Source organism: Methanoculleus chikugoensis, from assembly GCF_900095385.1.
Taxonomy (GTDB): domain Archaea; phylum Halobacteriota; class Methanomicrobia; order Methanomicrobiales; family Methanoculleaceae; genus Methanoculleus; species Methanoculleus chikugoensis_A.
Map to the genome: position 1 here is coordinate 22,381 of NZ_FMID01000060.1, position 15,781 is coordinate 38,161.

Here is a 15,781-nt window from a genome sequence, read left to right on the forward strand (position 1 = left end):
GATACTATCGTGTTCTCAAATTTTGAGAGGTGTTAAAGTGGTTGTAAAAGTTGGAATTGCAAAACTGGGAAATATTGCCAGCGGTGTAATGGGCGAACTTCTTCTCGATGAGCGCGCAGACCGTGAGGACATGATCACCTTCATGGCGACCTCCGGCACGAAGCTGCAGCCCGAGGATATCGACCGTGTGGTCAGCAATATGAAGGCATGGGGCCCGGACTTCTGTATCGTCGTTTCCCCGAACGGCGTCCTTCCCGGACCCACCCAGGCCCGTGAAGACCTTGCAGCGGCCGGAATCCCCTGCATCGTCATCACCGACGACGTCACCACCAAGAAGGAGCAGTTCGAAGCGCTCAAGGCGAGCAACTTCGGCTACATCATCATGAAGGCCGACGCCATGATCGGCGCCCGCCGTGAGTTCCTCGACCCGATCGAGATGGCGGACTACAACGGGAACCTCGTCAAGGTCCTCGCCATCACCGGCGCGTTCCGCAAGATGCAGGTGGAACTCGACAAGGTCATCGACCAGGTGAAGGCAGGCAAGAAGGGCGCGGACCTCGTGCTGCCGAAGGTCGTCATGACCTCCGACAAGGCGGTCGACGGCGAGTTCACCAACCCCTACGCGCTCGCGAAGGCCCGTGCAGCTTACGAGATCGCGCAGTCGGTCGCGGGTGTCAACGTCAAGGGCTGCTTCATGACGAAGGAGTGGGAGAAGTACATCCCGATCGTTTCGAGCGCTCACGAGATGATGCGCCAGGCCATGATCCTCTGCGAGGAAGCACGCGACCTCGAGAAGGCTATGGACGGAGTCATCAGGAAGCCGCACAAGAAGACCGGCGAGATCGTCTCGAAGACTGCGCTCATCAGCAAGCCCGAGTAAACCCAACACCACTTCTTTTTTCGAGTTTTGTAGAGGGTCTCACCCGTTGGAGAGGGTGCCGTCTGTCCCCTGACTGCGAAGCGGCATCCATGTTCCTAAGAGCCATCTCTATGCTGGCGCCTCGCACTTCGCGTGAGGCCGCACCCTCAGCCTCTACTGTCGACGCACGCGAAGTGTGGCTTCCGGAACGCGACTGCCGGGACGTGCGACGGTTCGTAGCGCGATGGTTCGTAAGAACCGGAGCGTGAGCACCGGAGGTGTGAGGAATGCGAAGTTCAGTAGAAAAATGCTGCAACATCCCTTCGCGGCTTCGCGTCTTTCGCGTGAGGCTGTATCACTATCAACAATCGATACCGCACGCGAAGCCCAAAGCGAGAATGACAGTTCCTTCGCGTGAGCCGTCGGCGTATGAGTAAATCCGGAGATACTCAACAAACCTTACTTTCTCGCCCGGAAGAGTGCGCCGAGGTCTTCGGGGAGCGTCAGGATGATCGGCTCCAGGTGCAGCCGCTCCATGAACGCCGAGTCGCACATGGAGAAGGTGTTCGGGTTCAACCGTGCGATGATGGAACAGAAGACACGGAGGCCTTGCACGGCTTTTCCGGGGGCATCAAAGAAGATCGAGGCGTTGAAGGCGTGGGTGCCGAGGCTCCGGTAAAAGTCGACGACCCGGAGGATACCCCCGGCCAACGGTTCGACATACGGTTCGAGGTCGTCAAGCGTCGATATCGGGAGAATTCCCCGCACCTCCCGCTCGCCGAGGGGAACGGGGTTCGCCGACCAGAAGATCTCGTCTTCAAAGAGAAACCGCTCCGAGCAACGCTCGCGCTCCACGAGGTCGTCCCAGTAGAGGCGGCCGCGATCGGCGAGATAGCGGCGGCCGCCGGAGATATAGAGCTCCGCAAGGCGGGTGGGCTCCGCATCGGCGATGCCCTGCAGGTGCGGGTGGACGATGCTCGCACCCGCCGACGGGAGGTGATTCCAGTTGATGCTTGCATATCCGGGAGACCGAGCAAGGGCCTTTGCCGTTCCGGATATGGCGTCCGCAAGACACCTCGCATCGAACCGGCCGGGCCCGTGATCGGCCGTGATCACCGTAACCACGTGGCGCCCGGCGAACGGGTAGAGGTTCGGGAACGTCACGCTCTCCCCGCACCGGAGCCGGCTACCGTCCTCGAACGTCGGGGTGGACGTATCGATAGCACCGGGGCAGAAGGGGCAACCTTCGCGGGATGAGGGCATGGCAGGAGCAGCGTCGATCTGCCTCTCAACCCGGACGGGACTGATCCGGCACCGGATGCCGGTGAGAGACTCCCGACGGTACTGGAGAATTCCCCGTTCCGTCACGATCTCGCGGGTGGTGAACATGGCCCTTCATACTCCGGTTGGCGCGCCGAGCGTATAATACCCTGTCCGAATTGCGGAGAGGATGCCCAGGGGCGTTGCGAGACCCCGGCGTACCCCGGTCGGTCCGAACCATCCGGCAGTGCCGGAAAAAAAGCGATTGTGGTTTCCCGCCTCAGACAATGTACTTGCCGAGGAGGCGGATGGAGTTGGTCATGTCGGGGCCGAGCGGCGAGCCGAAGATGATCTGGGTAACTCCGGACTTTGCAAGGTCTTCGCACTTCTGCTTGACCATGTCGGGGGTTCCGGCGATGGTGAAGGCGTCGATCTCCGCGTCTCCGACGAGTCCGCCGACCGTCTTGAAGTCGAAGCGGCCGAGCGCTTCCTTGATCTTCGCGACGTTGGCGAGGTCGAGTCCGTGACGCTGGAGAAGCGCGGGCGGAGAGCCGGCGGCGATGAATGCAGCAACAATCTTTGCAGCGTTCCGGGCCTTCTTCTCGTCCCTGTCGATGGACATGGCGGTGTAGGCACCGACGTCGAACTTCTTCTTGTCGACCGCTTCCATTGCCTTCTTGATGATCGGGATGGCGACCTGGAAGTCCTTGGGGTTCGAGGCGTTGATCAGGGCGCCGTCACCGATCGTTCCGGCGAGCTCGAGGACCTTGGGGCCCTGGGCACCGATGTAGACCGGAATGCCCTTCTTGCCGGGCAGGGTGACGCCGGTCAGCTTGGCGCCGTCGTAGTCGAAGAACTCCATGTTACCGGATTTCTTGACCTCTTCGCCGGCGAGGAGTTTCCGGATCTGCTCGACACCTTCCCTCAGGTGACCGACGGGCTTGACGGGGTCGATCGCGAGCTTCGGGAGCGTCGAGAGGTCGCCGGGTCCGATACCGAGGACGGCACGTCCGTCGGAGATCTCGTTTAAGGTAGCCATGAAGGACGCGATGGCTGCCGGGGTGTCGGTGAACGTGTTCATGATGCCCGGTCCCATCTTGATCGTGTCGGTGTTTGCCGCGATCATGGCAAGGGTCGGATACGCATGACGGTTGTTGTAGTGGTTCGTAATCCAAGCGTAGTCGATATCTTTCGACTCTGCAAGCTTGGTGTAGTTCACCACCTGCTTGACGTTGATCGATCCGGGCACAAATTCAATTCCATATGTAGTCAAGGCTATGCACCTCAATGAGTAGTTATGTGCGGTGGGTTAAATATATTACCATTTTGTGCTCTCGAAACGTCACGCACAGCACAGGTTGTGCAAAACGGGGATGTGTAAAGGGTTATACCGGGCATCAGGCCATTCACCTCCCTTACCCGGGAGAAGGCTTCATCAGGGGAGAGTTAAACCGGAACGTTCTAATAGGTGAGTTTTGTGATTGACCGGTTTTCGCCCATCCCCGACCGCACAGAAACGTATATGTTCGTCCGGCCACATATTCATCAGTACTTCTTGATGATATTCATGCTTCTTGCGCGGCAAAGGTCACCCCGGGCATGCAAAGGTACCAGACGGGGAGTTTGATCTTATGCGAGTGCTGGCGATAGGGTTGGGCGGCGCCGGGTCGCGGATTGTGGATCAGCTCTACGACCATGACCAGCGTAGCAGAGTTTACTGCATGAGTGCGGTAGCGATCGACATCGACCCGAACTCCCTGCTGCAACTCCGCCATCTCCCGAACCCTGCAAGGATCTTCTTCCCGCGGGTCGATATCCTGGATCACGCTCATGTCACGGACGTGATCGATATCGAGGAGGTGATGACCCGGCTCCAGAGCATGGATACGATGGAGATCGACGCCATCCTCCTCTGCTGCGGGCTCGGGGGCAGCGTCATCGACATCGCGCCGCTCATCATCGCCGAGATCCGGAAGTCTTACGTGGAGCCGATCTTCGCTCTCGCCGTACTTCCGTGCCTGGAAGAGGGGAAACGGGTCTCGGCCAAGGCCGCCGACGACCTCGACGCGCTCCAGGGACTCGTCGATGCCGTCATCCTCTTCGACAACGAGACCTGGTCGCAGAAGATCAAGGCGGCCGCCGCTGCAGCCGGGACCGAGAACACCAGCGTCATGGACCAGCTGCGCCAGATCCCCACGGGATCGGACCCGAGAACACACTACAACATGCTCAACGAGAGGATTGCACGCCAGATCGGCCTCCTTCTTCGCGCCGGAGAATTCAACGAATCGGGGCTCGACGTCGCCGAGGTCGTTCTGGATGCCGGAGAGGTCTTGAACACCCTGAAAGGAAACGGGTTCGTCGCGGTCGGCTACGCCACGGAGCGACTGCCGACCGGATGGCTGAACATCTTCCACCGGCGGCAGTCGCTGAAAGACTTCATCCAGGGTTCGCAGGAGAAGGCCGCACGGATCATATCCCTCGCCAAAAAAGCGGTTTATGAAGACGTATCGGTTCCCTGCGATCTCACGAGCGCCGACAAGGCGCTGGTGTTGATCGCCGGGCCTTCGGCCGAACTCTCGATGAAGGGGTTCCAGACCGTCCGAAAGTGGATCGATCGGAGCATCGCCGGACTCGAGATGCGATCGGGGGACTATCCGGTGAAGAGCACGTCGTTTGTGGGGATCATCATTGTGCTCTCGGGGCTCACCAACATCCCCCGGGTCGAGGAACTCCGGGATATCCGGACGGAATACCAGCTTGAGTGCGAGGAAGAACGGCTGAGGGGAGAAGAGGAGGCGCGGCTGCGTGAAGAGGAGGAAGGCCTGGCGGCCGGTGCCGTCTCCGAAGTGCCGGATGACGCCGGTGTCCCCGGGTTTGCCTCGCCTCTTGAGTCGGCATATCTTGAGGAGATCGGGTACATGGCAGAACCAACCACACCGGAGAAGGATGAGATGATCTCGCTCCCGGGCAGCGGCGGGAGCGACCGGAAACGCAGGGACGACACCATCGTTATGCTCCCGAAAGCCGAGAAGAAGCAGGATGACGGGGTCGTCGTCCTTCCCCCGAAGCCGGGCGGGAAGGAGATCGATCTCACCGGTTCGGCCTCGGTCACCTCGTCGGTGCCCGCCCCGAAGAACTCCACCTTCGGCCTCAAAGGGATCGCTATCGAGAAGACGGGGCCAAAAGACGATGCGGTAACATATTCCACATCCTTAAAACCCGTGCAGCGGCCGAAAGACGGATCGCTTTCGGCGGATGCGGGCACCCTGGATCACGGAATGCAGCGGCCGAAAGACGGGGTGTTCACCGGGGACCACGTTACGCTCGGTCAGGGGATGCAGCGGCCGAAGGACAGCCTCTTCGAGGAGGCCGGCCTGCACATGCGCGAAGGGGCACCCTTACCGAAGGACGATTCGCTGGGCCAGATCGGCCGGGGATTTGCCCGGCCCGGCCCCCGCCCGAAAGAGGTCGATCCCTCGCGCGGAAAACTCGAGGTGATCGACGCGGCCGCCCGGCAGAAGAACCGAGACGAAGAGAAGCGATCGGACGACGATACGGACGGCGGGATCACCTGGCTGTAGCGTCCGCTATTTTTCCGAACGGTATGGTTCCCGCACCAATCTCAGTCTTGATCGCGTAGCCTTTCTCAACGGCGTTTCCTACCATGTTCATACCGCTGAACGCAACGACGGGGAGGCGGTAGGGGTGTCTCGGGAGGTTGAACACGCCGATACCCCCTCCGGCGGGGAAGGTGAAGCCGCACTCCTCCATGAGGCCGACGGTCGTCTCCACCCGATGGCGTGCGGCCGCAGGCACCGCACGGACGTTCGCAAGCGCGACGCCGGCCCGGGTCGTCACCAGCCGGTTGATCGAGGTGAGCCGGGCGGATATGAAGAGGTGGAGCGGGTCGACCGAGGTCCCGCGGTAGCCGATGAGATCGAGGAATCCGGCGGAACCGTCCTCATCGACAGCAATCCTGCCGGCATACTCGAGCCTTGTCGGGATGCCCATCTTCTGGAGGACGCCGTCCAGGGTGACGCTGCAGACCGTCATGATTCCGGTGTGGCCGTCGGGTATGCGGGGGTCGGAATCGACGATCCGGTAGGCGGAGAGAAAACCGTAACCCGCCGCCGCCACCTGGTCGAAGGCTGCCGTGACGGCCTGGAGATCCTCTTCCCGCACGAAGGAGAGGTTGTAGGCGACGCTCCCCGTAGCGGTCTGGGGATCGAAGGTGCTCCGGAAGGCGAGCTGTTCGAGCCTCGATATGATGAAGCCGAGCCTTTGATCGACGAGCGCGCTCTCGCTCTCGGCAATCCCGGCCTCGGTGAGGAGGCGGCCCCGGTTCCCGGCCTTCTCCGTGAACCCCATCTCGTCGAGGTACTGGAGGTAGTACTGGACGGCGCGGTCGCTCAGGACGAATCCCCGTTCGGCCATCTTCTCGCTCAGCCGCTTCGCACCCAGGGGTTCGTGCGACTCCGCAAGAATCCGCAGGATCTCAAGGTATTTCCGTTCCGATCGTATCGACGGGGTCATCGGGTATGCACCGCGCCAAGGCTGTCCTGGTACCGGCCCTGGTAGAGCCGGTCGCCGTTCAACACTTCCTGCAGGATCATCTGCACGATCCGGTCCCCCGCTGCAAGGCGGATATCCTCGGCGCCGGCGTTCGTCAGGCAGAGCGTCAGCTGGCCGCGGAACCCGGGGTCGACGAACCCGCCGCCAAGGAGGACGCCGCGACGGGCGAGCGAGGAGCGGCACCGGAGGGTTGCGGCGAGGTCGGCGGGGAGTTCCACCCGCTCGATCGAGGGAACGAGGGTACACACGCCGCGCGAAAGGACGGTCTCTTCGGCCGCACGGAGGTCATAGGATGCGGGCTGCTGGGATGCATGGTGGTACGGCTCGATGACGAGATCGCCGTTCTCGCGCCGGCGATCGATCTCGCTGGATGAGAGGATCATTGTATAGAGTACTGACATAAAAACGCTTAATAACTTACGATAGAAACCGAAGAGGGGACCCATGGGGTAGTGGACATCCTTTTGGGCTTCGAACCCAAGGACGCGGGTTCAATTCCCGCTGGGTCCGTTGTTTTTTGGGGTGTGCGGATCACGCACCCGAATATCGTTGCATGCGCCGGATGTACGATCTGTGCTGCTCTCCGATCTCTCCTGGGTGTGAAGAGCAGTCGGGCATCGGGTACGTTGCCTGCAGAGGCGCGGACCCGGATCAGGTATTCGCCCGGCGGGAGTGCCCGGGCATCGAGAGAGGCGGTTTCACCGGTCACGGTCTCGAACCGCACCGGGGAGAGGCCGCCGTCGTTCGAGTACTCCACAGACTCGGTCAGGGTCCCCGCTCCGGTGTAGGAGAGATCCCAGGCAGCGGAGAGGATCTCCCTGACCGGTTCCGTGCAGGTGTAGCGCGGGTTTGAGAGCGTGAGCGTCGCGGAGCCGAAACCCGTGTTGCTGAGATCCGGCACGGCGGTGATGAGGGTGTCGGGGAGGGGGAGTTTTGCCGCGTCGTTGAACGTGATCGTTGAGCCGGGCCCGAAGACGTTGATGTTGCCGTCGGTCAGCGCCCTCAGGCGGAACGTCGCCTCCCAGGTCTGACCGAGGTGAACCGTCCCGATCGCGAACTTCAGGTTGCGGCCGTCGCTCCAGTCGTCGGTCTGGTTGATGGTCGTCGGGGAGATGATCGCATGATTCCCGGTCTGGTTCTCGACCCAGCTCGTGATGACGGTCGAGACCCCGTCTTCGTAAACGTAGGAGAATACGCCGGACCCTTCCCGGTCTTCACCGTTGACCTGGACCGTGCTGAAGTCGAGGCTCATCGTGGTGTTGACCCCGGCCTCCGTCTTGAGGAGCCCGGCAATATCGGTGTAGATCGGCCCCAGGGCATCCGGAGCCGGCGCGTGGTAGTATCTCCCGCCGGTCGATTCGGCGATGCTCCGGAGCGTCGATCTCGCGTCGTCGGAGAGGCTCTCCGAGTACGAGATCGTGAAGATGCGGATGTCGTTGTCCGCAGCGTAAGTTGCCAGGTTCTGCCAGTTCGAGGGGAGATCCGCGTACCGGTAGTAACTCCGGGCCAGTGTGTCGTAGCCTTCCGGCGAGGGAGGGGTCGAACCCGAGCCCCGGGCAAGCGGGTCGCCGTACCAGTTGTAATCGCCGTCGGAGAGGAGCACCACGGCTTTTACCGAATCGTCGCCTGCAGCGGCGACCAGGTGGTCGATCGAGACCTTCAGCCCGTGCCGGAGCGGGGTGCCGTGGTCGGGGACGATGCCGTCGAGCGCACCCTTCACCGCCGGGAGATCGCGGGTGAGCCCGAGATCGAGCGTTGCGTAGTCGTCGTATGTCTTCGGGTAGGTGTAGTCGTTATCGATCTCGTGCGTGCCGATGCCGGAGTTGGCACCGGGACGCGAGATGGATCCTTTACGCCCGAACGAGACGGCGGCCGCGCGATCATGGTTCTCCGAGAACTGATCCACGAACGCCTTTGCCGCTTCGCGGACGGAGTGCATCCGGTCGGGGTCGTCGTAGAGCATGCTCCCCGACCGGTCGGTGCAGATCACCACATCGATCGGGTCCGGCCGGAGCGCCCACCCATCGCCTTTGAGCCGGATGGTAACATCCACCGTGTCGTTCACCGCCACCGTCCCGGGAGAGACCTCCGCCTCCACCGAGAGGAAGGGGTAGTTCTCCCAGGCCAGGGGTATCGTCCGTGTGGTGTCGTTCCACGTGGCGACGACATCGCACCCGCCCCTCGCCGCAGCGCTCCAGCGCGGATCGGTCCGGTCGGTGGTGAACGTGCCGGGGTAGAACCGGACGGCCGCGTAGCCGTCGTCATCGGTCTTGGCAGAGGACGCAGAGAGATAGGGGGCGGCGACCTGCAGGAATTCGCCGGCATCGATGTTCCGGACGGCGAAGGTCACGTTCTCTCCGGCGACCGGGTTTCCTTTCACATCGACGACCTTTGCACGGAGAGTTGCCGGCCCTGAGCCGGGCACGTCGAGGCTCGGCATCGACTGGGGGTTTGCCGAGAGGAGCATATCCACAGGGGCGGTGTGGACAAACTCAACGATCTGCGATGCCGTCACGCTTGCGTTGTCCACGGCTGTTGCGTTGACAGTGATCCTGCCGGTGGTATCCTTCGGGCCGTAGGTGAGGCGGGCGACGCCCGAGCCGTTTGTCGTCAGGACGGTGCCTTCCCCTGCAAGGGAGGTGGCGACCCGGATATCCCGGCCGGCTGCGGGGTTGCCCCAGGAGTCGAAGAGCCGGTAGGTCAGGGTGAACGTGCTCTCTCCGTCGGCAGGCTGGTAGGGCTCCGGGTCGGCATCGGGGTTGACCGAGACGGCGATAGCGGCCGGGTCTCCGGTCGGGAGGCCGCGGATGGAGATGTAGCGATCGATCCCGCCGGAGAGAGCGGTTATCCGGACGATGTTCTCACCGACGGCCCGGCCGGTTCTGAAAGGCACCTGGACGTGTCCGGTGGCGTTGGCTGTCCGCTCTATCCCGGGCACCGGCGCCCCCAGATCGTCGATGAAGACGGCATCGTCGTCGACCGAGCCGACGCTGAAGCGGACGGTCTCGGTGCCCCGGGTATCGTCCACCGGGTTGCCGTACCGGTCGGCCAGCCCCACGGTGATGACGGTGACGTCACCTGCGGCAACCTCGAACTCGTAGTCGAGGTAGGTGACGCGGCCGGCCGGGCCGTGGTCGATCGGGAGGGGGATCGTCTCCTCTACAGCCCCGGCTCGTGCGGTTATTACGGCGACGCCGCTCGTCCTGCCGGGGATGAACACCGTGGTCGCGGTTCCGGATGCGCCGGTGGTGACGGTTGCGGGCGATATGCGCCCGAAGACCGGGTCGACCTCGAACGCCACGGTGCAGTTCTCGATGGGCATCCCGCTCTCATCGAAGGCCTGCACGGTTATTTCAGCGGGCTCGGTTCCACCCGCCGCCAGCCAACCGGCACCGCTCGATATGGTGATCCGGTCAGGATCCGTCGCACTCGCCGCAGGAACGATCAGGCCGAGCAGGATCGTGAGGAGGAACAATTTTTTAAAATTCATACTGAGATCAGGGAGCCGTGATCCCATGCAATATATATAAGAGTTTTCATTTGATTCGGATTTTTGGGTGCGGCGAAAAAATACATATCATCATCGGAATAGCCAAAAACCAGGGGATTGTATCACAATTTTTCATTAAAACCGGGACTGGACAACCACCTCGGCCACGCAACCATGATATAGGGATCATTTCAGGTAATTTTCACCCATCGTAAATCCACAAATCAATCGAAATTGACCCAATCCAACAATTTAGCCGCGAATACACAGGTTAAAATAGGACATGCCACCGGAAGAGCTGCGAACGTTCCGCGAGAGATAAATACAGGCATGTGCAGGTAACCGGAGGTGCCGGGAGAGCGAACCCTGCAGGGCCCTGTGCCCCGGGGGGCGTATCCGGTGAAGATAACGGTTGAGCCCTGCACGGAAGAGGGCGGGAGTACGGGCCGCGGGGGTCTTCCTCTCCCGTGAAAAAAAGAATGACGGGGTTCTTCACTCGAGGCGGATATACGCGTCCCCGGTCGCCCCGGCAGTTACATCCTGGGTAATCTTTGCCGAGGCATCCTCGGTATCCGGCGCGGACCCACGGACCCGGATGATGTACTCGCTGGGCGGGAGGCCTTCTGAGGGAGCCGCACACGCGCCAGTATGGCCCTGGTGATCCGGTTGTTTCGGGGTAAAATCTCTTCTGAAAGTGATAGTTAACCCGCCCGCTCCAGGAAACCGGTGTAATTACCCGGAATCACCGCGGGTTTATCCATCAGGGCCGCACTCGTCAGATTGCCCTGCAACTCGTTCCGATCAAAAATGGGGATATGAAGATGGTATCAGCTGATTTTGATGTATGCCCGGTCGCTTGCCCCCACCAGAATGGAATCCGCCCATGTAATCTCATTACTCGCACCATCATCGTCAGGTGTGATCTCCTGGGCAAAAACCCGTATCTTGTACCACCCTTCCTTCTCCCCGAGGTTAAGAGTGGTCGAATACGTGCCGTTAACATTGGTGTCTGCGGGATGGTGCAGCGTATCGGCCTCGTGCCAGTTGCCGTCCCACCAGATATCGTCCTGACTGAACTGGTACATGATCTTCTGGGTCACGGACTGGTTTCCGGTGTAGTTAAGGCCCCAGGTGGGGACGAGAATGCCAGGCTCGTCCGTGTTGAGAGATTCCTGAGTCAACCAGATCTGTGCCGCGGCAGCGCCGGAATCACTGAGGTTATGGCTGGCGGTGATGAATGTATGGGGAAGACCCAGTTCCGTCGGGCCCACGCTGCCGTTGAAGTGGATAACGGAATTATTGCCGAAGATGTCGATGTTTCCCTCTTTCAAGACCTTCAAACGGAAGGAGGCTTCCCAGGTCTGGTCGAGGTAGATGTCCCCAACTTCAAAGCCGAGGTTCTGGCCATCCCAGCTCCCGTTCTGCTCCTGATCCTCCCAGACCGGACCCCAGATGATATTCGTTGTGTCATTCGTCCAATACTTGACCATCCGGGTCGACACAGGATACTCCGGATCATACTCTAATGCATCGTTGGTAGATGTGGTAACATCATTGATATCGATCATGACAGGGTCAAACGTCAGGCTCATCGTGGTGTCGACACCGGCCGCCTCCTGGAGGTTCCGGGCAATCTTGGTGTAGATCTCGGCAAGGTCATCGCCGGTAGGCGCATGGTGATGCTCCCCACCGGTCGCATTTGCAAGGACTTCCATTGTATTCCATGTTGGGCCGTCCTCCTCGATATCGTCTGAGAACGATATCGTGTATAACCGGATGTTGTTCTTGCTCGCATAGACAGACAGATTTTGTTCATCGGCCTCAAGATCAGAGAAATACCTATAATCCGACTTCTCAGCAAGCGGGTCCTCATCTCCGTAATACTCGCCATCGCCAAGAATAACAACCGCTTTCACGGCATTGGAACGACCGGTTTCATTCAACTTGGTGATCGCTCTGTAAATACCGTAGCGCATAGGCGTCCCCCTACTAGGCGTAATCCCACCGATGGCGGCGTCGATTTTTGATCGGTCGCTGCTCAGATTTAGATCGACGGTTGCTTCTTCATCGTAAGTCCTGTCCGGAGCATAGTGCTCTTCCCAATAATCCTCGTCATCCCAGGTCGCAGATATCCATTTCCAACCATCCCGGTACCCTTCATCCTGACCAAGCCATCCGCCAACATCCTTGCTATACTCAACGAGATCTGTACCCAAGCCTCCAAAAGACACAAGCCCAAGTTGATCGGTTCCATGATCAAAATTGCTATTGAAGATTCTGGAGGCATCCATCACCGCAACCATACGATCGGGATAATCCTTCAACATACTGCTCGACCGATCGGTGCAGAGCATCACGTCGATCGGCTTCTTCTGCAGCGCCCAGCCATCGCCGATCAACCGGATTGTGACGCTGACGTTATCGGTCACATTGACCACCTGTGGCTCGACCGTGACGTTGACGCTGAGGTAGGGGTAGTTCCTGAAGGACACTATAGTGTCTTCCCGCATACCCTCCCATTCGGCCTGGATCGTTGCACTCCCCGAGGCCGTATCATTGTACTGGAGATGTGACGTATCCCGGGTGAAGTTCCCCGGGTGGAATTTGATCGTGGCAAATCCGTCCCCATCAGTCATGGCAACAAGAGGTGCACCATCTTTCTTGGAAGTGGAACTGCCATTCGATATCCGGGGCTCGGCGGTCATATTATTCCCCTCGCGGTCGAACCCGGTGATCCTGAACGAAACACTCTGGTCCCGAACGGGATTGCCCTTCGAGTCCATCACTTTCGCCCTGATCGAAGAGAAAATATCGCCATTTACATCCCCGCTCGCGATGGTCTGGGGGACGGCAGTAAGAACTATACCAGTCGGGTCGGCGCTATAAAAGCCCACTTTCTGCGTACATGAAACGCTGCTGTTGTTGACGGCAGTCGCGGTTATCTCTGCGACACCGATCCGGTCAAGCGATGTATACGTGATCTGCGCCTTACCCATACTGTTTGTTCTGGTGAACAACTCCTCCGAATTCAGGAAACCGGATATCGGCTGGACGTTTACTCGTATCTCCCGATCACCTGCGGGGTTACCATACTCGTCATAGAGAGCGTAGGTGATGGTGAACTGTTCACCCAGCGGCAGTTCGGGGTAGTAATCGGGGTCCGAATCCTCGCCTTTTGGAGAGACAAACTGGTAAATCTTCGACGGCTTTCCATTCGCAAGCCCGGTGATGGTCAGGGAGCGTGGCCCGATATTTCCGGGAAATGTTACATAAACAATATTTTCCCCGGCCATCGTGTCGACCTGGAGCGTTGCGGTGGCGTTCCCGACAGAATCCACTGGCACTTTGACCTCATCCATGCCGTTGGCGAACGTCGCACCTCCCGTCGGCGAGCCCACCATGAACGTCACCTCCTCAGCCATGCTCCGGTTGTCCACCACATTTCCATACCGGTCCACCATCCGGACGGTGATATTCGTCTCCCCCCCGGCGGTCACTTCCGGGTCGTACCAAAGATAGGCAATCTTATGTGGTGTCGCGTGGTCGATCTCCTGCTCGCCGCTGTCGGTCAGAGGCGCGTGCAGTTCCTCGTGCGACACCGTCGCCGTGATCGTCGCGGTCCCGCTCCGCGTCCCGTGCCGGAAAATCGCCGTGGCCTTTCCGTCATCCCCTGTGACCACGTACGTGCGCGAGATACTCCCATACTCATCATCATCCACCGCAAGATAGACAGCAGCACCGACAACCGGAGTGGCAAGGGTGCCGTTTGTGACCTTCACCGTGACGGTCGAGGTCCCCCCGCTCCCCGCCGTCAGCCACGGCGTATCGGTACTGAGGGTAATATTGTCAGGTATCAGCGCCCCGGCCGGGGCCGCAAGAAAGAGCAAACCCACCACCAGGCACGCATACGTCCATCCGTTCATACGTCACCGTATGTATCCCTGACACGTTATCCCTTATAAATATTATTAATTCAATAGATGGCTAAGAAAGCCTCTTTTCCAGATCAGACAACCATATTCGCTCAAATCAAACATATTTCCCACACATCGCCCAGGGTCTGAATGAACCGCCATCAATTCTCCGGAACAGAGAACGATCTTTCCTCCAGGAACCGATCCGGTCGCCTGGCCCGGAAAAAGATATCCCCGGAGACCCGACCCCGTGAAGAAAATAAGGAGTGGGGTTACAGGCTATCCGGACGGCGTGGCCTGCCCCGGTTTTGCCCCGCCCGCCTCTGCCGCACGACCATGACCACCGCGAGGAGGAGCACGGCAACAACCCCGATGCCGGCCACGAGCACCCAGACGTTGAAGTTCTGCTCCATGATCAGCGGGACGGTGAACTCGGTCGCGCCGAGCGGGATATCCGCATCGACCGAGATGTTCTGGTAGCCGTCACGGGCGGCGGTCACAGTATACGCCCTGTTTGTGACGAGCGCGGTCTGGAACCTCCCGAGGCTGTCGGTCACCCCGACGACCTTCTCGTCGATGACGATGACCGCGTCGGCCAACGCTTTCCGGTCGGACCCCTCCACCCGGACGGTCACGCTCGCCCGGTCGTACTGGAGTTCGGCAAAGATTGCCTCCGCCACCCCGGAGATGTGCCGTATCTCGCTCCAGTCCTTGTAGCCGGACGCCCGGACCAGAATCTCATAGGTGCCTGCATGGAGTTCGGTGAATACAAATCGACCATCCTGACCGGTCTTCCCCTGGAGCGTCCCGTTGAGGTAGACCTCCGCTCCTCCAATAGGCGTCGTTGCCTCGTTGCAGGCCTTTATCAAGACAGAGTATGCCGACTTCGAGAGGCGCACCTGGAGAAGCACATCGTCCGCCTCAAGGTCACGGTTCTCCAGGTATGGCTGGTAGTCAGTAGCCGTGACCCTGAGGGAATACCTCTTTCCCCGTTCCAGGTGGAGTTGCAGCCTGCCTTCGGCATCGGTCACTCCGGCGCGCGCGTTGTCGATATACACCTCTGCCCCTCCAAGGGGAGCAGAAGTGTCGGCATCCAGGACCCGGACCCCGAGAAGATCTTTACTCAAGAGGAAATACTGGATGGGGCCGTCCTCCACCCCACCAGTCTTTGCCAGCTCAACAGTCTCTTCGAGGTCGTGGTAGCCTGACGCGCGTACCTCGACGCTGTATGACCCGCCCGCTCTCACCGAGAAGTCCACGCTCCCGTCTTTTCCGGTGACCTCCGAGTCGGAGTAGTCGTCACCCTCAACGCGCACCACAGCACCGACGACCGGTTTCAGGGTCACCGCATCGTAAAGTTCGAACGTGAGGGTCTCGTCCTCGCGGACCATATCAACCCGGGCGTGGGTCGCGTCATAATCGATGTAATCCACCCAGTTCCGGTAGCCTTTCCGGACAACCTTCAGGTAGAGGTCCTTCTTCCCGGAATGGACGTAGGAGTAGGTTCCATCCGAACGGGTGCTCCCCACGTAATCCCCATCGATGTATATCGAGGCATCGGCGAGCGCGTCATCGGTCTTATCGTCGACCACGTTGATGCGCAGGGTGACCGCCTGCGCCGTGCAGCAGAGAAGGGCACAGGAGATCAGAAGAACTATGACGAGACGACTTTTCTTCATGAAG

10 protein-coding genes, 1 tRNA gene and 2 pseudogenes are annotated in these 15,781 nt (G+C 60.0%); 5 read left to right on the forward strand and 8 right to left on the reverse strand.

All coding sequences use genetic code 11. The features are described 5' to 3' along the window. Window positions 1–37 precede the first annotated feature (37 nt). Window positions 38–880 carry a F420-dependent methylenetetrahydromethanopterin dehydrogenase gene (locus L21_RS11900; protein WP_074370676.1) on the forward strand — a complete coding sequence of 281 codons (843 nt, stop codon included), beginning with the start codon at window positions 38–40 and terminating at the stop codon, window positions 878–880. Window positions 881–1,318: 438 nt separating this feature from the next. On the opposite strand, the gene L21_RS11905 is transcribed toward L21_RS11900, so the two are convergent. Then, a complete protein-coding gene (locus tag L21_RS11905; RefSeq protein ID WP_074370677.1) occupies window positions 1,319–2,248 on the reverse strand; it encodes a galactose-1-phosphate uridylyltransferase in 930 nt (309 codons plus the stop codon). A gap of 151 nt (window positions 2,249–2,399) precedes the next feature. Beyond that, window positions 2,400–3,392: a 5,10-methylenetetrahydromethanopterin reductase gene (locus L21_RS11910; RefSeq protein WP_074370678.1), complete on the reverse strand. Its 993-nt coding sequence runs from the start codon at window positions 3,390–3,392 to the stop codon at window positions 2,400–2,402. 358 nt (window positions 3,393–3,750) lie between these two features. On the opposite strand from L21_RS11910, the gene L21_RS11915 reads away from it, so the two are divergent. Then, window positions 3,751–5,703, forward strand: a complete 1,953-nt coding sequence (locus L21_RS11915) for a tubulin/FtsZ family protein (RefSeq protein WP_074370679.1) — start codon at window positions 3,751–3,753, stop codon at window positions 5,701–5,703. Here L21_RS11915 and L21_RS11920 read toward each other — a convergent pair. Together L21_RS11920 and L21_RS11925 are read right to left on the reverse strand one after the other, a co-directional pair. Next, on the reverse strand, window positions 5,690–6,655 hold the full coding sequence (locus L21_RS11920) for a DUF128 domain-containing protein (protein WP_074370680.1): 966 nt from the start codon (window positions 6,653–6,655) through the stop codon (window positions 5,690–5,692). The two genes, L21_RS11915 and L21_RS11920, sit on opposite strands and share 14 nt — an antisense overlap. Beyond that, window positions 6,652–7,077: a dCTP deaminase gene (locus L21_RS11925; protein WP_074370681.1), complete on the reverse strand. Its 426-nt coding sequence runs from the start codon at window positions 7,075–7,077 to the stop codon at window positions 6,652–6,654. The genes L21_RS11920 and L21_RS11925 overlap by 4 nt, the downstream gene beginning before the upstream one ends. A 55-nt stretch (window positions 7,078–7,132) precedes the next feature. On the opposite strand from L21_RS11925, the gene L21_RS11930 reads away from it, so the two are divergent. Together L21_RS11930 and L21_RS14205 are read left to right on the forward strand one after the other, a co-directional pair. Beyond that, window positions 7,133–7,204: transfer RNA gene (locus L21_RS11930), tRNA-Arg, on the forward strand. A gap of 347 nt (window positions 7,205–7,551) precedes the next feature. Continuing rightward, the gene (locus L21_RS14205; RefSeq protein ID WP_178377730.1) at window positions 7,552–7,725 is read left to right on the forward strand and encodes a hypothetical protein; all 174 of its coding nucleotides are present in this window, start codon (window positions 7,552–7,554) and stop codon (window positions 7,723–7,725) included. Between the two features lie 290 nt (window positions 7,726–8,015). Here L21_RS14205 and L21_RS14635 read toward each other — a convergent pair. Further along, window positions 8,016–8,792, reverse strand: a pseudogene (locus tag L21_RS14635) (vWA domain-containing protein); the annotation flags it as partial. A gap of 229 nt (window positions 8,793–9,021) precedes the next feature. On the opposite strand from L21_RS14635, the gene L21_RS14490 reads away from it, so the two are divergent. Further along, complete coding sequence (locus L21_RS14490) at window positions 9,022–9,273, forward strand: hypothetical protein (RefSeq protein WP_256713199.1); 252 nt, start codon at window positions 9,022–9,024, stop codon at window positions 9,271–9,273. Between the two features lie 638 nt (window positions 9,274–9,911). On the opposite strand, the pseudogene L21_RS14640 reads toward L21_RS14490, so the two are convergent. The 3 genes and pseudogenes from L21_RS14640 to L21_RS11950 form a co-directional block, all read right to left on the reverse strand. Beyond that, a pseudogene (locus L21_RS14640) lies at window positions 9,912–10,211 on the reverse strand (Ig-like domain-containing protein); the annotation flags it as partial. 800 nt (window positions 10,212–11,011) lie between these two features. Continuing rightward, window positions 11,012–14,107 (reverse strand): hypothetical protein, encoded by a 3,096-nt coding sequence (locus tag L21_RS11945; RefSeq protein ID WP_074370683.1) that lies wholly within the window; start codon window positions 14,105–14,107, stop codon window positions 11,012–11,014. A gap of 263 nt (window positions 14,108–14,370) precedes the next feature. Next, on the reverse strand, window positions 14,371–15,777 hold the full coding sequence (locus tag L21_RS11950; protein WP_074370684.1) for an MSCRAMM family protein: 1,407 nt from the start codon (window positions 15,775–15,777) through the stop codon (window positions 14,371–14,373). Window positions 15,778–15,781: the final 4 nt, after the last annotated feature.

Excerpts from the sequence above, each read along its gene's own strand:
- L21_RS11950 (WP_074370684.1), bottom strand. The coding sequence starts at position 15,777 with ATGAAGAAAAGTCGTCTCGTCATAGTTCTTCTGATCTCCTGTGCCCTT.
- L21_RS11925 (WP_074370681.1), bottom strand. The coding sequence starts at position 7,077 with ATGATCCTCTCATCCAGCGAGATCGATCGCCGGCGCGAGAACGGCGAT.
- L21_RS11905 (WP_074370677.1), bottom strand. The coding sequence starts at position 2,248 with ATGTTCACCACCCGCGAGATCGTGACGGAACGGGGAATTCTCCAGTAC.
- L21_RS14490 (WP_256713199.1), top strand. The coding sequence starts at position 9,022 with ATGTTCCGGACGGCGAAGGTCACGTTCTCTCCGGCGACCGGGTTTCCT.
- L21_RS11915 (WP_074370679.1), top strand. The coding sequence starts at position 3,751 with ATGCGAGTGCTGGCGATAGGGTTGGGCGGCGCCGGGTCGCGGATTGTG.
- L21_RS11920 (WP_074370680.1), bottom strand. The coding sequence starts at position 6,655 with ATGACCCCGTCGATACGATCGGAACGGAAATACCTTGAGATCCTGCGG.
- L21_RS11945 (WP_074370683.1), bottom strand. The coding sequence starts at position 14,107 with ATGAACGGATGGACGTATGCGTGCCTGGTGGTGGGTTTGCTCTTTCTT.